The sequence below is a fragment of the Butyrivibrio sp. FC2001 genome, assembly GCF_000424125.1.
In the GTDB taxonomy this organism is placed as follows: domain Bacteria; phylum Bacillota; class Clostridia; order Lachnospirales; family Lachnospiraceae; genus Butyrivibrio.
In genome coordinates this window covers 28624-51683 of sequence record NZ_AUJH01000015.1, presented here as the reverse complement: position 1 = coordinate 51683, position 23060 = coordinate 28624, and the positions used below count along the sequence as shown (strand labels likewise).

The 23060-nt window shown below is 42.9% G+C and carries 17 protein-coding genes and 1 riboswitch; of the genes, 3 read left to right on the top strand and 14 right to left on the bottom strand.

Going from position 1 to position 23060, the window contains the following annotated elements:
* Positions 1 to 88: 88 nt before the first annotated feature.
* Positions 89 to 1747: a sensor domain-containing phosphodiesterase gene (locus tag G601_RS0109100; protein WP_026665147.1), complete on the bottom strand. Its 1659-nt coding sequence runs from the start codon at positions 1745 to 1747 to the stop codon at positions 89 to 91.
* Positions 1748 to 1887: 140 nt separating this feature from the next.
* On the opposite strand from G601_RS0109100, the gene G601_RS22650 reads away from it, so the two are divergent.
* Positions 1888 to 2322, top strand: a complete 435-nt coding sequence (locus tag G601_RS22650; RefSeq protein WP_035790571.1) for a PH domain-containing protein — start codon at positions 1888 to 1890, stop codon at positions 2320 to 2322.
* Between the two features lie 64 nt (positions 2323 to 2386).
* Here G601_RS22650 and G601_RS0109090 read toward each other — a convergent pair whose 3' ends face one another.
* The 12 genes from G601_RS0109090 to G601_RS0109035 all read right to left on the bottom strand — a co-directional run bounded on the left by G601_RS0109090 (position 2387) and on the right by G601_RS0109035 (position 16939).
* Entirely contained in the window at positions 2387 to 3508 is a 1122-nt protein-coding gene (locus G601_RS0109090; protein WP_051205703.1) for a D-alanyl-D-alanine carboxypeptidase family protein, read from the bottom strand.
* A 6-nt stretch (positions 3509 to 3514) separates the two neighbouring features.
* On the bottom strand, positions 3515 to 4579 hold the full coding sequence (locus tag G601_RS0109085; protein WP_026665145.1) for a tetratricopeptide repeat protein: 1065 nt from the start codon (positions 4577 to 4579) through the stop codon (positions 3515 to 3517).
* Between the two features lie 24 nt (positions 4580 to 4603).
* Entirely contained in the window at positions 4604 to 4978 is a 375-nt protein-coding gene (locus G601_RS0109080; RefSeq protein WP_026491927.1) for a RidA family protein, read from the bottom strand.
* Between the two features lie 21 nt (positions 4979 to 4999).
* A complete protein-coding gene (locus G601_RS0109075) occupies positions 5000 to 5242 on the bottom strand; it encodes a hypothetical protein (RefSeq protein ID WP_026665144.1) in 243 nt (80 codons plus the stop codon).
* Between the two features lie 13 nt (positions 5243 to 5255).
* The gene (locus G601_RS24940; RefSeq protein WP_051205702.1) at positions 5256 to 6467 is read right to left on the bottom strand and encodes a GDSL-type esterase/lipase family protein; all 1212 of its coding nucleotides are present in this window, start codon (positions 6465 to 6467) and stop codon (positions 5256 to 5258) included.
* 19 nt (positions 6468 to 6486) lie between these two features.
* Complete coding sequence (locus tag G601_RS0109065; protein WP_242834399.1) at positions 6487 to 7719, bottom strand: MBOAT family O-acyltransferase; 1233 nt, start codon at positions 7717 to 7719, stop codon at positions 6487 to 6489.
* 151 nt (positions 7720 to 7870) lie between these two features.
* Positions 7871 to 9283 (bottom strand): tetratricopeptide repeat protein, encoded by a 1413-nt coding sequence (locus tag G601_RS0109060; protein WP_026491924.1) that lies wholly within the window; start codon positions 9281 to 9283, stop codon positions 7871 to 7873.
* Between the two features lie 61 nt (positions 9284 to 9344).
* Entirely contained in the window at positions 9345 to 9515 is a 171-nt protein-coding gene (locus tag G601_RS26450; RefSeq protein WP_035786222.1) for a hypothetical protein, read from the bottom strand.
* A gap of 38 nt (positions 9516 to 9553) precedes the next feature.
* Positions 9554 to 10954, bottom strand: coding sequence for a bifunctional folylpolyglutamate synthase/dihydrofolate synthase (locus tag G601_RS0109050; protein WP_051205700.1), 1401 nt, complete (start codon positions 10952 to 10954; stop codon positions 9554 to 9556).
* A 10-nt stretch (positions 10955 to 10964) separates the two neighbouring features.
* Positions 10965 to 13637: a valine--tRNA ligase gene (locus G601_RS0109045; protein WP_026665141.1), complete on the bottom strand. Its 2673-nt coding sequence runs from the start codon at positions 13635 to 13637 to the stop codon at positions 10965 to 10967.
* 486 nt (positions 13638 to 14123) lie between these two features.
* On the bottom strand, positions 14124 to 16535 hold the full coding sequence (locus G601_RS0109040) for an ATP-dependent DNA helicase (protein WP_026665140.1): 2412 nt from the start codon (positions 16533 to 16535) through the stop codon (positions 14124 to 14126).
* Between the two features lie 173 nt (positions 16536 to 16708).
* Positions 16709 to 16939 (bottom strand): HPr family phosphocarrier protein, encoded by a 231-nt coding sequence (locus G601_RS0109035; RefSeq protein WP_026491920.1) that lies wholly within the window; start codon positions 16937 to 16939, stop codon positions 16709 to 16711.
* Between the two features lie 279 nt (positions 16940 to 17218).
* Between G601_RS0109035 and asnA the strand changes: the two genes are divergently transcribed.
* Both asnA and G601_RS0109025 read left to right on the top strand, forming a co-directional pair.
* A complete protein-coding gene (gene asnA, locus G601_RS0109030) occupies positions 17219 to 18229 on the top strand; it encodes an aspartate--ammonia ligase (protein WP_026665139.1) in 1011 nt (336 codons plus the stop codon).
* Between the two features lie 124 nt (positions 18230 to 18353).
* A riboswitch (TPP riboswitch) is annotated at positions 18354 to 18452 on the top strand.
* Positions 18453 to 18513: 61 nt separating this feature from the next.
* Positions 18514 to 19209, top strand: coding sequence for an energy-coupled thiamine transporter ThiT (locus tag G601_RS0109025; protein ID WP_026665138.1), 696 nt, complete (start codon positions 18514 to 18516; stop codon positions 19207 to 19209).
* A 57-nt stretch (positions 19210 to 19266) separates the two neighbouring features.
* Here the strand turns inward: G601_RS0109025 and addA are convergent, their stop codons facing one another.
* A complete protein-coding gene (gene addA, locus G601_RS0109020) occupies positions 19267 to 23055 on the bottom strand; it encodes a helicase-exonuclease AddAB subunit AddA (RefSeq protein ID WP_026665137.1) in 3789 nt (1262 codons plus the stop codon).
* Positions 23056 to 23060: the final 5 nt, after the last annotated feature.

The window sequence follows — 23060 nt, the reverse complement described above, 5'->3', positions numbered from 1 at the left end:
CTGATTATAGCCTTTTTTCTTCCACAAAAAAGGGATTTTATAAAAAGTTTATTAACTTATCAGAACGAGTTAATATTAGGTCTCTCATTTAATTGTTATATAATGGCAGATTTTCAAATTCTTCAAAAACAACCGGTCTTGAGTAGTAATATCCCTGATAAAGGTCAACCGGATATTTGAAAAGTCTGTGCTCTGTATCGGCGCTCTCTACTCCCGTCGCACAGATGCTCATATTCATGTTGGCCGCAAAGCCTGTTATTGCCTCTGCCATGTACCTGCTAAGAGGGTTCTTTCCTATATTCTCAGTTATCTCGGGTCCCAGCTTTATTATATTGATCGGAAGCCTTGTGGCGAGATCCAGTGTGGTAAAGTCCACAACATCAAGGGCTATCCTTATTCCGCAGGACTTAAGGAATATTACCTGGCTCTTAAGGTAGTCAAAGTTTATATCCCTTGATACGTTGGAAAGCTCGATACAAAGCGCTGTTCCTGGGAACCTGTTTATCCTTAGGAGCTCAAGTATCGTAGTTCTGAACTCACTTCGTTCAAGCTGCACATAGGCAAGGTTGATACTCAGGTAAAAGTTCGGATGCTTTTTTAGTATCTTAAGGCCATCCTTCATGGCTTTATCAAGAATCCAGTTTCCAAGTCGGTAGAAGGTGCTGTCCTGCTCGAGCCAGGGCACAAACTCGCTGGGTGAGACATCGCCATAAGGGTCCATTTTCCAGCGAAGGAGCACCTCTGCTCCGCAGAGCTTACCGTCGTTTTTAGATATTATGGGCTGGTAGTTTAAATAAAAGCCTCTGTAATGGTTAATAACGCTCTCTCTTACAGCTCCCACCAGCTCAATGGTACTCTTGTTAAACTCAAGCTCGTTATTATGGAAAATGATAAGATTTCCGTGCTTCTCCGTCTTGGAGTGGGCCAGCGCATATTTTGCACTGGTGTAGACCGCATGAACGTCGATACCCACTTCATCAACTACAATCACGCCGCCTCCAAGCTCCGCAGATACCCTGTTGGGGCCTATCTGCATATTCTGGCGGACGAACTTTCTCATCTGCTGATAGAGGGCTGTCACCTCATCCAGGTCCATCTGCACGGTACAAAGACCTAAAATAGTGCCCTCTCCGCGATATACATGTCCCTTTTCACCGCCCTCGTTCTGGAGCCATTCAGCCATCAGCTTCAGCATCCTGTTTCCGAACATGTAGCCATAGAGCCTGTTTATATCACCAAAATCGATGACGTTAACAAGGAGAAGAATGTACTTTTCCCTCTCACTCTCCAGCTTGTGCATGTAGTTGAACATCTCGTAGTGGTTGGCCAGGCCTGTTATGGGATCCGTGTTGTCCACGATACCCTTATTGATAAGGGAACAGGCATAAAAAGCAGCTTTTCCAGAGTAATCCTTAATGACAACGCCCCTGCAGGAGCAGGCCACATATTCGCCGTTCTTATTCTTGGCGCGGTACTCGAAGGTGGGATTAACGCGTTTTCCCTCAAACGCGGTCTTAAGATGCTCTCTGTAGGTCGCTCTGTCCTCTGGATGAACGTGAACCTCCCAGACCTTATCCGCTCTGTAGACGTATTCTCCCGGAAGGCCAAAGTAGGATACGGCGTTATCCGACCACTTGGCCATATCATTTTCAATATCGTATACATAGACATATCTGCTCTTCGATGTTACGGCAAACGTGTCATAGATTTTCGCAATATTATCGTATGCCCCCTGATTCTTTACCATAGCTCCTCCAAACTCTATATAGTTAACCTGACTTCTAATCGTCCCCCAAAAAACTATATTATGATACAATGGTACTAATATTATTGTATCACAATGAATATAATGTGCGAGTGCACATAGAAAAATGGGGTAAATTACTAATGGCAAAAATCGCAAATCCTACACAGAACGAAGCTTCTCTTACAGCAAAGGGTACTCTTCAGTACAAGGAATACGGAAGACTCCTGTTATTCGGTATCCCGTGGCCCTTCAAGCGCTACGAGATCTATGAAAATGAGATGACAATCATCTCAGGATTCCTGAGTGTCAAAGAGGATGACTGCTTCATGTATAAGATATCTGACGTTGAGCTCTCACGCTCACTTTTACAGAGAATGGCAGGTCTTTCAACAATCACTCTCTTCACCTCAGATGTAACTGATAAGACAATCGTCATGAAAAACATCAAGCACGGAAGAGAAATAAAGGATTTCATCAATCAGGAATCTGAGCGAGCACGTCTTCGCCGCAGAACCGTGAATATGCAGAACATCGGATTTAACGATGATCTGGAAGACGACGGAAATCTTGAGTAAAACAATCCCCGGGATATATGTATTTGGTGATTACCTCCAAATATACATATTCCGGGGATATTTTTTAATTCAGGTATGTTTTATAAATATCAACCTGGTCGTATATGCAGCGCCATGAGCTCCATGCGTTTGCAGATACGCAGATATAATGTCCACCACTGTTTGAGATGGAATAGCTTGCTGCACAGCATCCGGACTGATTAACGAATCCGGTCTTGGCACACAGTACTGTTCCATTTGTCTCCTTATCCTCTATTCTTCTGAGGAACCAGTTGGAGATTGTTATTCCTTCGGGATGCTCGGCAGTAGCACTTGTGGTGTACTTGTGCGCTGAAAGCACCTCTCTTGCAAGGTCATTCTCAACTGCTGCCTTCAGGATCATAGCCATGTCAGTAAGTGTGCAGTAATGATCCTCATCATAGATTCCCACACAGTTTGTGAAATGAGCTGTATCGGAAAGGCCAAGCTCCTCGAGCTTCTGATTCATGAGGTCCACGAACGCTTCGTGTGAGCCTGCAACGTAGGTTGCAAGGGCTATTCCTGCATCTGCACCTGAGGGAAGGATTGTTCCGTACATGAGGTCCCTAACGGTTACTGTCTCACCAACCTCAAAGCCTACAATACTGCATTCATTTGAAAATGAATAATCTGTTATGTCTCTTGTTATGGTGAAGGTGTCATCAAGATTCTCAACATGCTCTGCAGCAACAAGAACTGTAAGGATCTTGGTCATTGATGCAGGTGAGATTCTCACATCTGCAGCCTTTTTCGCAACTACCTCAGCCTTATCCACATCAATGAGTATTGCATTTTCACTTATAACATCTTCACTTACGATCTCTGCAGTAGAGCTTGTGCTCTCTACAGTGTATCCCATGGCGAAGCTCTGAACCTCGGGAGAACGGGTATCTACCTCAACCTCCGGCTCGGGCTCCGGTTCCGGCTCAGGCTCTTGTACCTGTACTTCTTCTACAGGTGCTACCTCCTCAGTGGTCGATGCTTCAGCCACGCTGCTTTCTGTATCATTCTTTTTATGCAAGATCAAAAATATCACTGCAATAACAGTTACCAATACAAGCGCTGCGCAAACACCAATGATGATTGGCAGCCTGGACCTTCTCCTTCTTGGTCTGCTGTGCTTTATATAGTAACTGCTATCAAGTTTTCTGTAACGATTATTACCCAATACCTCTTACCTTGTAGAAAGGAATATCTCTTCCCTTTCCGCATCCGCATCATCCGGATACGCCTTCCTGTATTTTTCCATTAAAGTTTTAGCCTGAGCAAAATTGCCTGCGTGCTCGTAGGCAGTTATCTCATTTAAGAGAAGTGCTCTGCTGTAGTCACTGTTTCCAAGGGCAAGTCCTGCCTCGAAGGAATTAACAGCGCCGTCATAGTCCCCCATATTTAACTGACACAGACCAAGCTGATTGTAAATATCCGGATGGTCTGCATCCTCTGCCAGGAATGTCTTGTAAACACTAATGGCATAATTGTAATCTCCCTGCTTTTCTCCGGTCTGTCCTAAGAGCAGAACAACAGGGGCTTTCTCAGCATCTCTGTCATTTCTTGCAAGCTCAAGATAGCTCTGTGCGTCCGCATTATTGCCAAGATAATATGATATCTGCCCCTTTTCATAATTGGTCATGTTAGGATCAGTGTTATTGAGGCAGGCCTCAAGAATCTCTTTTCCCTCGTCCTCAAATCCACAGGCTGATAATGCCTTGTAGATCATTATTCTCAGGTCATAATCCCTTGCTGAAAGAGCCATTGCCTTATTAAAATCGGCTGTGGCTCCATCATGATCAGAGCCATAGAGCTTGGTCAGACCACGCATATAATAAGCGTCCTTGTCCTTTTTTCTAAGGGCAAGAATCGCATCGTATACTTCCTCAGCCTCATCATATTTTTCAAGCTTCATATATGTGTCAGCCAGATAGTAGTTGGTGTCAAAATCCATGTCTCCGGGAATTCCGCTAGTCGCAGCCAGAGACTTAAGGAAATCATCCACAGCCTCGTCGTACTGACCGAGATTCCTGTTGAGGATTCCCCTTGCTCTGTAGAGGAGTCTGTCGCTCTCTCCTGCCTTTTCGGCAGCTTCGAAGCAGGTCTGTGCCTCCTCATATTCATGACTATCAATATGTGCAAGTCCCAGGTCAACGTTTTTATGACCGGACATACTTCCACAACCACTACCTACCAGCAGTGTTCCCAACATCACTATCAAAGCGGCTGATTTTTTCCTATATACCGCCATTTTTCATCCCTCAATCAGATATTTTTATTTTAAATATGCTATAATCTCAACTTCGCAAAGAACGTCCTTGGGAAGCTTCTTTACTGCCACGCAGCTGCGAGCAGGCTTGCTTGTGAAGTACTTCTCATATACACCATTGAATTCTGCGAAATCTGACATCTCAGCAAGGAAGCATGTAGTCTTAACTACGTGATCAAAATCTGTCTCTGCAGCCTTGAGAATCTCGCCTATATTGCGGCAAACCAGGTCTGCCTGTTCCTTGATATCGCTACCCTCGATGTTACCTGTTGCGGGATTGATCGGGATCTGTCCTGAAGCATAAAGAAAATCCCCTGCTTTGATTGCCTGTGAGTAAGGTCCTATTGCTGCAGGAGCCTTGTCTGTTGATACATACTGCATTTTTTCATTCCTCCTTAATATTTATTGCTTATCAGAATCGAACGCGGCTGTAACATAGAATCCGCGGTCGTTTTCTTCAACCTTGAGTACCACACCCTTGCGCTCGCTCATCCTCTCTCTGAAGGGAAAGTTCGCTGACATCGCAAGTGACGGATCTATCGTATAGTACACGTTACTGGGAAGCTCACCCTCAGTAACTGTGATCTCATCGCCCTCCTTAAGAAGTCCCGGGCGCTCCATTTTAAAAACCATTTCTCTGACCATAATCAACCCTTCCTTACTCCGGATTCTCCGGATTTTCAGCAGCTCTGCTGTCAATTTCCTGCTGCAAAAGCTGTTGTGTCTGCTCAAGATCCTTCTCCTTTACAAAGGCATGGTTCTTCAAATAATCATACCATAAGGAGTAGGACTTCGCCTTCAAATGAACATTATCAAATGATAAATCATGTCCCAGAGCTCCGTTCTCATCATCTGTTGCTTCATTCATATCAACATAGAAGACATGCTCTCCGTCTGCCAGAGTCTGAAGCATCGCATTTCTGTCATTTATCGTGGAGTTCTTGAACACTCTGTCATTGCTGCTCTTGGAATGCGTAACATGCATAATTCCCTGAATTATAATGATAGCATCCGGCTGAAGCTCTCTGATACGGTTTACAACCTCACCGTAGCTGTTAGTAAAGCTCTCTGCCGTACCGCTTCCAAGCTCGTTAAGTCCAAGCATTATATAAATCTTGGCAAACTGCTTTCTTGTAAGGGCTTCCTCGATTGTAACCTTCTCCTTCGGAAGCTGATCCTCAGGAACCTCTACGCCCTCCTCAGTCCTTATCGGAACAACCACGAATTCCTTCTTGTTAAATCCATAAATTGTCAAGGACACCTTTGCATAGAAGGTCGCATGCCCCTTAAGCTCCTCACAGTACTCTGATAATCCCACGGTTCTGGAATCACCTATGAAAAGAGCATCATCAAAGTATGTATCCGGAACGGCTGTCATAACATAGTTATCATTTTCAGGCTCAGGTTCAGCTGCAACGCCGTCACTTACTGCTTCTTCGAAGGTCTCTGCAGAATCTCCTCCGGACACCTCAGCGTTACCATCGGATACTTCTCCAAAGGCATCACCTGAAGATACCTCGTCGGAATTGCCATCAGATACTTCCTCATTTGGCTGAGTAGCATCAGGCTGCTCTACATTTTCAGGTTCTCCTGCAGGCTCATTTTCAGGTGTTATTACTTCATTTTCACCCTCGGAAATATCCGTAGCTTCTTCTCCGGCTCCGAATATATTTTTGCGCAAAAGTTCTATAAGATAAGGCTGCCCACCCTCCATTACATGGCGGAGAGTCAGCGACATAATCGGTGCATCCAAAGAGTCATATTCAATTTCTTCATACGCGCTCTTTTGCCCAAGTGCGGAATCCACAGTAAGAAGCAGCGCTACTACAAGAATACCCATGGACAAAATATGCTGAAAAAATGTTTTCATACTCTGCCTTTATAAAAGATTAAAAGTTAACATACATAAACGGATTTCCAGCCTTGGTTGATACTATGGCTGCACATATCCAGAACAGTATGAGCATCAGTACTCTTACCGGCCAGTCCTTTCTGTGTCTTGCAAAATAGGAATATACTCCGGGTAAAAGGAGTATCAGTCCGGCTAAAAGAAATCCCCAATAGGTTGATAACAGTTTGCCAAAGTCTCCGGGATTAACCGCGATTCCGGCTCCTGCCACGGGGAAAAGTCTTCCCATATAGTTAAACAGATCCTCTCTGCCGGGAAGTGCAAAAATAACCCATGTGACAGGTATACATACAAGGACATGGATTCTTCCAATGATACTAAGAAGCTTGGGATTGGATGACCACACAAACTTCTCCATGATTATCATAAAGAGCAAAACACCGGCCCACACGATGAAATTCAGAGTCACACCGTGCCATAAGCCTGTAAGTGCCCATACGATACAAAGATTTCTGATGGTCTTCCCTTTTCCTTCACGACTTCCTCCCATGGGGAAATAAACATAGTCGCGGAACCATGAGCCAAGGGTCATGTGCCATCTACGATAGAATTCTCCAACTGTCTTGGATGAATAGGGATGATCGAAGTTCTTCACAAAAGGAAATCCCAGCATCACGCCTACTCCGGCTGCCATAAGTGAATATCCCCAGAAATCAAAATAAAGGTTAAGGGAATAACAAATAACTCCTGCCCATGCAAGAGGTGTTGAGATACTCTCATAGCCGATTGTTCCGATCTCATTCCACATAGCCGCAAGGTAATCAGCAATAAGGGCCTTCATGGCAAAGCCCAGAGTGAAGAACACAAGTCCCTCCTCAAGTCTGTTGAGGTAAATCTGTAATCTGTCCTTAAAAATAAGAAATCTGTCTTCTATTCCGGAGAGGATTTTGTTCTTTTCAAAATCCGAATAACGCATTATAGGGCCTGACATTAACTGCGGAAACATTGAAAAATAAGCTGCCACGGCAACTACTCCCGGGCATTTTGCAATTTTTCCTTTGTAGAGGTCAGCCTGATAGCTCACCATTTTAAATGTAAAGAAGCTGATTCCAAGCGGAAGGCCCGGGACTTTCCCATAGCCTGAAAGGAACTTGAAGGATAGAAGCAGAGCCACATCAGCTAATACGATAAAAATGAGAGCCGGTTTACTGTGTGCCTGACATCTATATGAAAGAACGAGATTAACCACAACTGCAACTACAAAAATGCCCATGCTTTTCGGGTCCCCGAAAGCATAAAATGCAAGGCTGCCCGCAAAAAGGATCAAAGGGCGCAGCCTTGATGGCAATACATAATATGCAATAAGGAATATCGGAAGAAATCTAAATATAAAAGATAAATCCGAAAAATTTGTCATATTTGGGTTAATTTGAGGCATTATTAATCTCTGCTAATTTTGTCTCGGCTGAGCTTGCGCTAATAGTATCCGAGAAATTATTCACAACCTGGTCGTAAATAACCTTGGCGTTGTCAGTGTCACCGCTTTCGTAGTAGGCATTCCCTAAATTATAGAGTGCGTCAACATTGGTGTTATCATACTGAAATGCCTTGGACAATGCTCTTATCGCAACATCATATTCCTGGCTGCGATAAGCATCAAATCCGGTTGCGTAGCTTCTCTTGGAGAGCTCGCTACCTACAAGCGTCATAAATGAATTGTAAAGCTCTGTAAACTGTGCGGATGCCTCTCCCTCCATGTTATTGAGGTCGATGGGATCCATTTTTTCCTGCACTGCATCTATATCTTCAGAATTATTAAGATAGATTGAAACAGCGGCCATAAGATCATTGGCTGCTGAGCCTGAGCTGTCACTCTCCTGGTATGAACTCATCTCTTCTCTGAGAGTCTCAAGTTCTGTATTGAGTGAAGCTATCTGCTGCTCATATTCACCCATCTTGGCAGATTTGGAGTCTGACTCCTCGCTTATGGAAGCAATCTGCTCTCTGAAACTTGCATTCATTGACTGAATTCTGGCAGGTAATATCAGATAATAAGCGGCGGCAATTCCGAGGGCAACTCCAAGAACTATGCCCCATATTGAGCCGCTTCTTGTAAACATATTTGTTCTCACAGGCTGAATGATTGTCTCATTTCCGCTTGTGTATCTAACTACATCGTTCTGCTTCTTAACCTTCTCATCGCTGGACTTAACATCCTGGGGAAGCATCATTGCTTCAGCTTCCTTAAGATATCTCTGAGCCATTACATTACCCGTGTCAAGCTTAAGGCTCTTCTGGGCTTCTGTCTTAGCCTTGGCATAATTACCATTATTAAGGTATAAAAGCGCAAGCAAAAGATGAGCTCTGATAAATCCGGGGTTCATTGATAAAACCTTCTTAAGCTGAATCACAGCCATATCAAGTCTGTCCTGATGGCAGTGATTAAGTGCGATGTTGAACTTTTTGATTGTCTGATTGAAGGTCTCAAGACGTGAAGGATCGTTTCTGACTAAGTCCATATAGTCATCTGCTGCATTCTCCTCAGGCTTAAGGTTCTTACTGATAACCCATTCACTCAGTGCAGCAACTACTTCTCCACATTCATAATAGACCAGTCCTAAAAGGTTTCTGGCCTGAATATTGCTTTTATTAAGTTTCAAACTCTGGTGCAGTGATTCTATAGCTCCCGAAAGGTCTCTGACCTCAGCGCGCTCCAACCCTTCATTGTAATAACGGTTGGAAAGCGAAATGATTCGTTTATATACCTTAACCGCAGCACCACAATTCGGACAGTATTCGCGCTCAGTGAGCTCTGCCCCACATTGATAACATTTCATAATTTGAAGTTCGCCCTCTCTATTTTACCTAATCGGTTTGGAATTTTGGACTATCACTAATTTACTGGCGTGGACGAGTCTGGCGGCCCATCTCCTCAGCCTTAGCATCCTTGAACAAGCCAACGAGTACATCAGCCATATCATCCAGATCCTGATTGTAGATAATTTCCTCAGCGTCCTCTATCTCGAGGCTGGGACGAAACTTCTTAAGTTCATTTTCAAAATTGATCATTGTAAAGCTCCAAAAAACTCATAAGAAACTACGATTTATCAGTTACCGGGCATTATCCCCAGTGATTCTCTAACCTGCCCAACCAGGTACAGCGAACCGGCTGCAAATACTACATCTCCGGCTCCTCTGTCAGTGATGATATCCATAAGTGCATCTCTGACGCTTGTGTAATATGAGAATCTGATATCAGGTTTATCCTTAAAATGTCTCATTTCTGTCTCAAAGGCTGCACGCAGCTGAGACTCTGATACTGATCTTCCTGTCTCAAGGACAGAAACACAAATTCTGTTGAACAGTCTGCTCTCGAGAATCTGTCTGATCATAAGATGATACTGCTTATCCGCAACTGCTCCGAACAGAAGGATTCTGTTCTTATCACAGGGAACATTCCCGGCACAGTCAAGAAAGGCTTCCATACCATCCACATTATGCGCACCGTCAACATAAATTCCCGGAAGAATAAGCTCCATTCTTCCGCCCCATTTAGCCTTTCTAAGGCCAAAGCTTATGTCGTCGTCGGTTATATTGACTCCCATATCTCTGAGAGCCCTTGCGCACATTATCGCAATAGCGGCATTTTCTGTCTGAAATTTTGCGACAGACTGCAAACGCAGACCGCAGTATTTATCATACTGAGATTCATAGGAAAAATCAATGCAAATATTCCCTGCATCGTCCGGAGCAGTATTTATCTCAGTGACAAATTCAGGTTCAACTCTGTATACCTTCGCTGAAAGCTCTTCAGCTCTTTTTTCTATGACATCCGTACTAATGCCACGCCTGTTGTAAACAACAACAGGTGTGTTTTCACGGATGATTCCAGCCTTTTCACCTGCAATCTCGGAAATCGTATTCCCTAAATACTGCATGTGATCAAGGCCAATCTCTGTTATTACATCAAGTACCGGCTCATGAACGCTGTTAGTGGCGTCAAGTCTTCCACCGAGGCCAGTCTCGAGGACAAGGTAATCCACAGGATACTTTCCATAGAGAAGCATAGCCATAAAAAACAGGAATTCAAAATATGTAGGGAAATAATTATCTACTTCATAATCCCTGATTTTTCTTATAAGGTCCCCAAAACTCTCGCAGAACATGGAATCATCGATTGGAATTCCATTAATGCAGAATCTTTCAGTCACCTTCACCAGATGCGGTGAGGTGAACATTCCAACCTTGAAGCCTGCCTGTCTCAATATCTCGGAGAGGTAATTACATACCGATCCCTTGCCGTTTGTTCCGGCCACATGAATAATATGCATCTTTCTGTCAGGGCTTCCAAGATATTCAAGGAATTTGCGTGTATCCTCGACGGAATGCTTCTCTGTAAAAGCAGGAATCTGATCTACAAAGCGATCACATTCATAGAAGCCAAGTCTCTCACCTCTGTCCAGACGCTCAAGCATGTCGGATGCATATTTTGTAAAATCTTCACTCATAGCTCTATCGTCACTTTTTCAGCTGCGCAAGTCTTTCTGCAACCTGTGCATAGGTCTGCTCGTACTTCTTCTGCTTCTCTTTTTCTTCCTCAATCTTCTCAGCCGGAGCCTTTGAAAGGAAACGCTCATTTGAAAGCATGCTCTGTGATCTCTTGAGCTCGCCCTCGAGACGCTTCTTCTCCTTTTCAAGTCTCTCAATCTCAGCTGAAATATCAACGAGATCTGAGAAAGGAATATATATAGTAGCTTCTGCAAGAACTACAGATACTGCATCGTCTGCAATGCCGGACTTATCATTCTGGCAAACAGACTCAGAAGCACTGGCAAGTGTCTCAAAGAACAGCTTACCTGTGCGGAAAATATCAAGTACTTCTTCCTTATCTGAAACGACATAAACAAGAGCCTTGCGGGAAGGAGCAACGTTCATCTGTGTACGGATGTTACGGATTCCTCTTACTCCTTCCTTGATGGTCTCGATTGCCTTCTCATCAGCGGCATAATTCCACTCATCCTTGTACTCAGGCCATGTGGAGATCATGATGGACTCCTCTTCGTCCTGAAGTGTGCAGAATATTTCCTCTGTAACAAAAGGCATGTACGGATGAAGGAGCTTAAGTGCATTAATAAGTACAGTCTGAAGTGTCCAAAGAACTGCCTTATGAGAGGTCTCGTCGTCTGAGTTATAAAGACGGGGCTTAACCATCTCGATGTACCAGTCACAGAACTCATCCCAGATGAAGTCATAAACCTTCTGAACTGCGATACCGAGCTCGTATTTATCCATGTTCTCGGTTACTTCACGTATAGTGTTATTAAGTCTTGAAAGAATCCACTTATCAACAGGCTCAAGTCCTGCAGGAGCAGGCTGGTTGATTGCGCTCTTCTCGTTTTCACCCATGTTCATCATGATGAAACGTGAAGCATTCCATACCTTATTGGCAAAGTTACGGCTGTTCTCTACTCTCTCGTTGTAGAAACGCATATCATTTCCAGGTGCGTTACCTGTGATAAGAGTAAGTCTGAGTGCATCTGCACCATAATTCTCAATGATATCAAGAGGATCAATACCGTTTCCAAGAGATTTACTCATCTTTCTTCCCTGAGAATCTCTTACCAGTCCATGGAAAAGAACTGTGTGGAAAGGATATGTTCCCATCTGCTCATAGCTTGAGAAGATCATTCTGATTACCCAGAAGAAGATAATGTCATATCCGGTTACAAGTACGTCTGTAGGGAAGAAGTACTTGAGCTCCCTGGTGTCATGAGGCCATCCAAGTGTCTCGAAGGGCCAGAGTGCTGATGAGAACCAAGTATCCAGTGTATCAGGATCCTGTGTGAAGTGAGTCTCACCACACTTAGGACATACTGTAGGAGCTTCCTTGGAAACAACTACCTCTCCGCACTTATCACAGTAATAAGCAGGAATTCTGTGTCCCCACCAAAGCTGTCTGGAAATACACCAGTCACGGATATTATCTGTCCAGTTAAAGTAGGTCTTCTCCATTCTCGGAGGAATCAGCTTGATCTCGCCTTCCTTTACTGCCTTAACAGCAGGCTTGATAAGCTCATCCATTTTTACAAACCACTGAGCCTTGATCATAGGCTCAACTGTTGTATGGCAACGGTCATGAGTACCTACATTATGAGAATAATCTTCTATCTCAACAAGAAGACCCATCTCATCAAGCTCTTTAACGATGGCTTCTCTTGCTTCGTAGCGATCCATACCTTCGAACTTGCCACCGTTGGCATTGATGGTAGCGTCGTCGTTAAGGATGTTGATTTCTTCAAGATTGTGTCTCTTACCAACCTCAAAGTCATTCGGGTCATGGCCGGGAGTGATCTTAACTACACCGGTACCGAATTCCATATCCACATAATTGTCTTCAACGATAGGAAGCTCTCTATTTACTATAGGAAGAAGAACCTTCTTACCCTTGAAGCTCTTATATCTGTCATCATCGGGATTAACTGCAACAGCTGTATCACCAAGCATTGTCTCAGGACGTGTTGTAGCAAACTCAATGAATTCTGTCTTACTTACTGTTCCGTCTTCATCGATCAGAGGATATTTAATATGCCAAAGATGACCAGCCTGCTCCTCGTACTCAACCTCTGCATCAGAAATAGAAGTCTTACATACAGGACACCAGTTTACAATTCTGTTTCCTTTATATATGTAGCCTTTTTCGTGCATCTTACAGAAGACCTCTGTAACTGCTTCGTTACAGCCGTCATCCATTGTGAAGCGCTCTCTGTCCCAATCACATGAAGATCCCATCTTTTTAAGCTGGGAAATGATTGTTCCACCGTATTCCTTTTTCCACTCCCAGGCACGCTCTAAGAATTTCTCTCTTCCGAGATCTCTCTTATCTATACCCTCTGCCTTAAGAGTGTCGATGATCTTAACCTCAGTAGCGATTGAAGCATGGTCTGTACCGGGCTGCCAAAGTGCATTGTAGCCCTGCATTCTCTTGTAACGGATAAGAATATCCTGCATTGTGTTATCAAGAGCATGTCCCATGTGAAGCTTACCGGTAATATTCGGAGGGGGAATTACAATAGTGAATGGTTTCTTTGTCTCATCCACTTCAGCATGAAAATACTTATTATCTTCCCATTTCTTATAAAGTCGATCCTCAATTCCTTTGGGATCATATGTCTTTGCTAATTCTTTTCTCATAAACAATATCCTCATTTATAATTACATATATTAACCTATGATATTTCAAACCCTGTGTTCTTGTCAATCTAATGAGCCTTTTAATGAAGGTTTTGCAGACAGTTACTGGAATAAAAATAATTGTCTGACACACGTGTCATATATCCGTGTAGTTAACATAGTTTTATTGACCGTGATAGTATCGTTTTGAAATTTCGATTATCTGTGGATTAATATCGTAAACCTTCAGATATTGCCTTTTTATGCGCATTTCGAAAGTACCGTTTTCGGAATATCCCCAATTTCCACAGAGTTATCCACATGTACACATGTGTCATTTTCCTTGTTAGACCACCTTGAATTGTCTAGATATCGCTATTATTTTTCCAATAATTCGAATTGTTTAAAAAAGTGTTAGGTTAACATAATGTATAGTATGTGTATTATTATGTTAACTATATCCGATTTTCATGTGTAAAACACCGTTTTTATTATGATAGTTTTCACTTATCCACAATCATCAATCCGCTTCCAGAGCGCGTTTACGTCATTTTTGACTCTACCGGTCGATGTTCTTATAATTCCCTTCCATTCTCGTGGAAAGAGTTCGTAATATGATTTCTGAAGGAAGCGTTCATCCAATAGTGCAACTATTCCAAAATCTTTCTCACTTCTTATAACACGACCTGCTGCCTGCAGGACTTTATTCATTCCCGGATACCTGTAGGCGTAGTCAAAGCCATCCTCTCCGTTCAGTTCGAAGAAATCCTTTATTATTTCCCTTTCATTGCACACAAGAGGGATACCTGTTCCTACTATAATGACTCCAATAAGACTGTCATTCTTTAAGTCGATACCCTCGCTGAATATTCCGCCCATCACACAAAAGCCAAGAACACTTTTAGAGGGTTCGATATCAATATCCATGTTGATGACACTTGCAAGGTCTATATCATTACCTGCAGTAAATCTGCCAAGGAACTCCTCTCTCTCGTCCTCGGACATGGACTCATTCTGAACAAGTATCTCTGTGGTGCTCTCATCATAGAATTCCTGCTCATATATATAACCGACTTCATCCATGAAGGCCCTGGAGGGGAAGAAAATAAGATAATTTCCGCTCCTTGCTCTCACAATAGCGTCTATATATGTGGCGATCCGGCGGTATTCGTCCTCTCCGCGTCTTGTGTACTTACTGGTAACATCCGAAGCAACCAGTCTTCCACATCTTTTGCTGTCAAATACAGAATGAGCGTATATCTCATAGTCCTCAGCTTTACCGCCAAGAAGTCTCTTGTAGTACTGAATAGGTAGTAATGTGGCTGAAAACAGGATTGTTGACTTGGCCCTCTCCATACAATTGGCAAGATTATCAGAAGGATCTGCACAGAGAAGCTTTATTCTAAAGCCATTCTCCGCATCATTTTCTGCAAATATCACATATTTATCGTTAATAAGTTCATATATATTCGAAAATCTAGTTATCTCAAAGTAAAAATCCAGAATATCGTCGCGGTACATTCCCTCAGCGTGCTCCTCAAGCCACTTGGAAATAACCGACTGAAGCAGGTTCAGCCTCTGCATTATAGGGCTGATATCATCAAGAACCTCTGCTTCACCCTCTTCTCCCATGAGCTTTTCCATCTCATCTGCAAGACTTCTCACTATCCCTGCAATTCTGGGATGGGCACTGGATATGATCGACTCAAAGCCAAGAAGCATCTCCAGTACCAGCTCTGCGCTGTACATATCGCGTCCTCTGTCTAAGAGGTTATGCGCCTCATCTATAAGGAATATATTGTCTCCGGTGCTTCCGCCTGCAAAGAATCTTTTCAGATATATAAAGGGATCAAAAACATAGTTATAATCACAGATTACAGCATCTGCAAAAAGACTCATATCAAGAGACAGCTCAAAGGGGCATACTCTGTGCTTCTCCGCATAGCTTATGATCGCATCCCTGTCAAAGCTGTCCGAATTCATAAGAAGGTCGTACATGCAGTCGTTTATCCTGTCCATGTGCCCTTCCGCATAAGGGCAGGCCACGGGATTGCAGTCAGCCTTATCAAGAAAACAGATTTTGTCTTTAGCGGTCAATGTAACTGTTTTGAACTTAAGACCCTGCTCTTTTCTCAGGATTTCAAAAGTATCCTCTGCCACGGTTCTGGTTATGGTCTTGGCAGTAAGATAAAAAATCCTTTCCGCCTTTTCTTCACCGATTGCCTTTATAGCAGGAAAAATCGTACTTATAGTCTTACCTGTGCCGGTGGGAGCCTCCATAAAAAGCTTCTTTCCATGATAAATAGTCCTATAGACGCCTGCTGCCAGCTCCTTTTGACCCTCACGGTACGGAAATGGAAAGTTCATGGCATGGATGGAGCTCATACGAATGTCATCCCAGGTGGCAAGGTACTCCGCCCAGCGATGATACATTCCCAAAAGATCATCAAACCACTTGCATATCTCCTCCCTGGTAAAGTCCTCCTCAAAGGTCTTTATCTCCTCAGAATCGATATTGCAGTAGGTTATCCTGACGCTTACCTTTTCAAGATCCTTCTGCCTTGTGATTATGGCAGCATAACACCTGGCCTGGGCCAGATGAACCTGGTCAGCCTCCTTGATGTTCTTGAGCTCACGATATGTACCCTTGATCTCATCTATAAGAAGAGGCTTGTCCTTCCTCTCCATAACACCATCAGCTCTACCGTCTATGGTCAATATGTAGTTTTCAGATGTATATGTGAAACTAAGCGGGACCTCCGCCTGATATTCTGCCCCCATCCTCTTCTGGATCTTGCGGTGTATTCTGCCGCCCTCCAGCATAGCGGTATCCGGAGCATGATGTATTCTGTTATCTATATTGCCTGATCTGAGTAAAAACTCAACCAGAGTTCTGACTGAAATTTTAATATTCTTCATAAATATCCCAAATATGTCATCATACTAAGGAAGTTCTGTGCTCGCTTTGCTCGCCAGAACTAGCATACTCACTAGATTCAACTTCGTTTCATCAAGTGATTATGCTAAAAAAATACTCCCCAAGATAGTATATCATGGGGAGCCCGTATATCAGATAATTATTATTTTAATTATTAGCAAGCAACTGCATGTTCACTGAGATATGTTTCGAAGTCCTGGTTGAAGCCACGATATCTTACTGTAAGCGGGCAATCGAAGTTAAGTCCAAACACACCAAGAATTGACTTAGCATCAACAGTGAAACGATTGTAAGACACATCTACATCAAAATCACATTTAGTTGCAGCGTTAACAAAATCCTTTACCTGATTCGGTGTTAATTTGATAATTTTCTTAATTTCCATAGCTTTTAAATCTCCTTACCTGACTGATTATATCCCAAAATCCTGAAAAAATATTGTAGGTTTTCTTATGAATTTCTTAAGATTTTCTTAAAACGATTAAGTCCGCATGATTTCGGGCTTCGAAATGAAAATTAATTCCAAATTAACTATGAAAAAATTAATATTTTTTTTTCAATGTTTCTACAATAAATGTGATTAATATCATTTTTTTCTTGCATGATGGATGAAAACGCGCTTTAATACTTTACATAAATGAATTGTTCAGAGAGGAGCATGGTAATGGAAAATCTAATTATTCCTAAGGATTATACGTCAGCATTAAACCTCCACGACACACAGGTCGGCATCAAAACAGTTAAAGACTTTTTTCAGAATACACTTTCTGAGAATTTAAATCTTCTTCGTGTTACTGCCCCTTTATTTGTGGCACCCGAGTCAGGTCTTAATGACAATCTTAATGGTGTTGAGCGTCCCGTTGCCTTTGATATCAGGGAAGAGGACGAGCGAGAGGCAGAAATTGTACACTCTCTTGCTAAGTGGAAACGTTACGCTCTTAAAAAATATGGTTTCAAGGTTGGAGAAGGTCTCTACACAGATATGAACGCCATAAGAAGGGATGAGATTCCGGATAATATCCACTCCGTGTTCGTAGATCAATGGGACTGGGAGAAAGCTATCAGCAAGGAAGACCGCAATTTCGACTTCCTTAAGGAAACAGTCCGCACTATATATAAGGTTCTTAGAAAAACCGAGAAATATATGTCAATCCAGTACGATTATATTGAGGAAATTCTTCCCCACGACATATTCTTCATCACCTCTCAGGAGCTTGAGGATATGTATCCCGGAAAAGACGCCAAGGAGCGTGAATACCTCATCACTAAGGAAAAGGGTGCAGTTTTCATCATGCAGATCGGTGATCTTCTGGCATCAGGCGAGAAGCATGACGGAAGAGCTCCGGACTACGATGACTGGGCACTCAACGGTGATATCCTTGTTTACTACCCTGTTCTTGATATAGCTCTCGAGCTTTCATCAATGGGTATCCGTGTAGATGAGAATTCCTTAAAGACACAGCTTGAGAAAGCAGGATGTACTGAGCGTGCTAAGCTTCCTTTCCAGAAGGCAATCCTTGAAAAGAAGCTTCCCTATACAATAGGTGGCGGTATCGGTCAGTCAAGACTTTGCCTTTTCTTCCTTAGAAAGGCTCACATCGGTGAAGTACAGTGTTCTCTTTGGGCTGAGGATTACACCGATTATGCAAGAGAGCATGGAATTCCGCTTCTATAATATAGTAAGCTTTAGTGATTGATTCTGAGTATTTGTGAGCATTTAAGATTGTATGAAATCTTATTGACAAACTTGGAAAAATATCATTAAATGAAGTCGTCTAAGAAAAATAAATATTTTTATAATAATTTGCTAGGGGAGCTTTGCTGAGATGATGGATTTCCATCGACCCTCATTACTTGAACCGGTTAATACCGGCGTAAGGAAGCATTTATCTATTATCGTAATACGATTTTTGATGAATACCAGACCTCCTCGTAGCAAAAATGCGAGGAGGTTTTGTTATGTCATTTTTTTTAACTCAGGTAGAAGATACTTATGAGCTGACTTCCGGGGGATATGGTCTGCTGGTTGTTCTTCTTATTCTCTCACTGGTTGCAGCATGCTTTTTCACAGGAAAAGATCAGAAAAACCATTTTTCAGTAAAGATGCTCGTGTTTGCTTCAATGGGCGTCACTCTGGCGATGGTTACTTCTATGATAAAGATATTTAAAATGCCTATGGGTGGTTCCATAACCCTTTTTTCAATGTTCTTCATTACATTTGTCGGATACCTGTATGGCACAAGAGCCGGCCTGACCTCAGCACTTGCTTATGGTCTTTTGCAGCTCATAATAGAGCCTTATATAATCAGTATTCCTCAGCTTGTATGTGACTATTTCCTGGCCTTCGGAGCGCTTGGCCTCTCCGGACTTTTCCACAATAAAAAGTACGGAATGATAAGCGGCTATGTTGTAGGTATCTTAGGACGCCTTTTCTTCTCAGTGCTTTCAGGCGTTATCTTCTTCGGTCAGTATGCTGCTGATTATGGAATGCAGCCCTTCACATACTCACTTGCTTATAACGGCCTTTATATTGGCTCAGAGGGTATCCTTACAATCGCACTTTTAAGTGTACCTGCTGTAAGACATGCCCTTAAGAGAATTAAGCACATGGCAAATGAGAGTGATGTAAGAGACCGCTTCTCAAAGGCAGCTTAAAGTTTATATAATATAAGAAACCGGATAGCGTTAAATCAGCGCTATCCGGTTTCTTATTTAAAGAGATATTGTTTCACCCAGGGTGAAGGAGTAGATGATTCTCTCCTTTACCGTTTTATGTGTTATGGACTCAAGAGCTTTTTGATAGTAATCAAGCTGAACCGAATATCTGTCCACCAGTTCTCTTCCCTCTCTTACCTTATCAGTCTTGTAATCCAGAAGGACAAGTCCGTCATCCTCTTCAAACCAGACGTCGATGATACCCTGAATAAGAACTCTCTCAGACTCAGGGAATTCTGCGTCAATCTTATTTGCTTCTATTCCAAGCATGAATGGAGATTCTCTGTGAAGCTTTCCTGCATCGTGGGCAGCCTTCATGCGCTTTCCCGTATCACTGTTATAAAAGGCAAGGATATCGGCATTATTAACGCTCTCAGATGATCCTGAGGGCATTTTCCCTATATCCTCCATCACCTTCATCCAGGAATCAAGATCAGAAGCCCTATCATCAGGAGTATTTGCATAAGCTCCTTTTGCTTTTATTCCATCAGACATATCATCATCATACAAAAGCTCCATCACTCTGTGGTAAATAGTACCTCTGGCTGCACCCTCTGCCTTTTTCTCCTTATCATCTATGAATGAGGGAATTATCTCCTCTACCTCATACATATGGGCGGAAGGCTCCTCCTTCTGTTCAAGTCTTGCTCTCTTAAGCTCTGTAACAGTGGTCTTAACGAAAAGTCTGTCCAAAGACGGATGTGAGTATTTATCATCAAAGCGTTTTGAAAACAGCTCTGTATACTCCTTCTCATCATCTGTGATATTTGCCGTGAGATGATCAAGGCGGACTCTTGCTGTGACTTCCTTGCCAATCTCCTCTGCTTCAAGCTCATTCTCTGTCATTATCCTGAAATCAAAGGCTACGTCTCCTGCCTCAACCTTCTGAGCTCCAACTCCTACTAAAGAGCAGAGCTTTTCAAAATCAGGATGTCTTGCAAGTGCCATAAGAACAAGGTCCTGATAGGATTTAGCAGCGCTTCTAAGAAAATACGGTAAAAGATATGGCTGTTCACCCTCTTCTGCAGCTCTGTCTCTGTAAAACAGATAATTTTGCAAGGTTCCTGCAAATGGACTCTCAGAAGGATTACCGACCATGTCTATATTGGCCTGACCTGTCATTATGAGCTTATCCTTTGCTCTGGTCATGGCAACGTAGAGAATACGCATCTCCTCGCCAAGGACATCCATCTTCAATTTATCAGCCATAACACGCTTTCTAAGAGTGCTATACTTTACGCGATTTTCAAGGTCAATGGCATTAGCTCCAATACCCATGTCAACATCTAGGACTACAGCCTCATTTGCATCCATAGTATTAAAGGATTTGGACATTCCTGACAGGAAAACCACAGGGAACTCCAGTCCTTTACTCTTATGAATACTCATAATGCGCACTACATCTGCGTTTTCATCAAGAGTATTCGCTTCTCCATAGTCCACCTCGAACTTCTCAAGCTCCTCAATATACTTAACAAAGTGGAATACTCCGCTGAAGCTGGTCTGCTCATAGGCTGTTGCCTTCTGAGACAGGATATTGAGATTCGCAAGGCGCTTTGCTCCGCCGGGAAGTGCTGCGCAGTACTCGCCATAATGAGTCTCGCTAAGTATATCTCGGATAAGCTCATTAACAGGCATATACTCAGCCTTTGTCCTGTATTCATCTATAAGAGCTATGAATTTCTCAATCTTCTCTATATCAGGTGTGACTTTTGTTCTATTACCTTTGTGTCCAGACTGCGCTTCTTCACTTGTGGCAGCATTATCTTCATTATCAGAATCTGCTTCACAGGGCGTGATACATCTAAGGAGAATATCGTAAAAGCTGTCACTGTCAAACTTACTCTTCTCTATATCCCTGTCATAGGCCTTAATAAGCGCAAGATCCTCGTCGGTAAATCCTCCGATAACAGAATGCATCACACTTACAAGGGGCACATCCTGCCTGGGGTTATTAAGGATTCGCAAAAAATTCAGTACAGTAACAACCTCTGTGGCGGAGAAATATCCGGTTCTCGACTCAACATAGGCAGGAATACCTCTGCTTTCCAGAGTCTTCTTAAAGATGTCATCCCAGCCCTTATTGGTCCTAAGAAGAATAACAATGTCGCCATATCTGGCCTTGCGAAGACTTCCATCCTCTCCCGTAACGATTCCGTTCTCCATGATCTCATGGATTCTGGCAGCCACCATCTTAGCCTCTGTCTTACGGGCATCCTCAGATGATGCCTTACCAACATCAGCAAACATATACTCAGTTGAAAAAGCTCTCTCATCCTCAGCAGGTGTAAACTCTCGAATAGTCCTGAGTCTGGCATCCTCGTTATAGCTTACTCCGCCAAGTTCATCACCCATTATCTGGTCAAAAATGTAATTAACACTATCAAGCACATCACTTCTACTTCGGAAGTTGTTATGAAGTGATATCTTTCTTGCAGGTGTTCCCTCTTCCCAGGCGTAGTCCCTCATTTTCTCCATGAAAATCTCGGGCCTTGCGAGACGGAATTTATAAATACTCTGCTTAACATCCCCCACCATGAATCGGTTATATCTGCCTACAGATTCCCCCGAAATTGCTGATAACAGCTCCTCCTGAATTCCGTTGGAATCCTGGTACTCATCTATCATTACCTCTTCATAATAGTCACGATACTGCTCTGCGCCGCCGTTCTTTATAATCTTAAGTGCAAGGTGCTCCATGTCAGGGAAATCAATGATTCCCTTTTCTCTCTTCTTGGCATCAAACTTCTCCTTGAAGCTGATTACCAGCTCAGAGAGCGTCTGCACAGGCTTCCTTGCAAGCTCCATGCGCTTGCAGATAGTTGCCTTGTCTTCGGAGAAGTATTTCTTATTAAGCTCTTCAATAACGCCTTTCGCCTTTTTCCTGTAATTTTGTGCACGTGTTTTCTTATCAGCATTTACTGATGAATCCTTTACAGGTGGTAATCTCTTTTCGAAGCAATATCCTAAAGTAGCCGCTCTTACATCATCATAACAAGAGAAGCTTGTGTTAATGATTTTCTCCAACCGATCAATTTCTAAATCTATTACCTTTGCATAATCATATGGTCCATCTGGTTGCTCAGATATTATTTTCGCCATATTAAGGTATGTCGCAGCCTCTCCAAGATCACTTTTAAATATTTTTATTGCAGCCTCTACAAACTTAGCTTTGTCGAACTCCTCTTCATCTATGACATAGTCCTCTGCCCTCTCCTTAAGCCAGTCATCAGGTGATGCCATACTGATCGCATAGCGATACAATTTGAGAATAAATTCCTCAACCTTTTTATCGGTGCTACCTGTGGCAAAGTACTCCATGCAGTTCAAAAAGTCAGGATCTCCCTCTGTATACTTCTCCTCCAGAAGTTCAGCAAGGACATCACCCTGCAGGAGCTTTATCTCACCTTCATCAGCTACTCTGTAGGAAGGGTCCAGGTCTATATCATTGAAATTATTCCTGATAATATACTGGCAAAATGAGTCAATAGTAGTAATCTGCGCTCCATGAACAAGGGTCTCCTGTCTCTGAAGATGAGCATTGGTTGGATCCTCCACCAGCTTATCCTGAATCGCTTTAAGGATTTTCTCCTTCATCTGCGCAGCTGCTGCCCTTGTGAAGGTAACCACCAGAAGCTTGTCTATGTCTATAGGATTCTCTCCTGTGATCCTCTGTATGATGCGCTCTACGAGCACTGTTGTCTTACCGGAGCCCGCTGCTGCGGAAACCAGTACGTTTGAATTTCTTGCATCTATGACTGATTGCTGTTCTTTAGTAAATCCCATTTTTA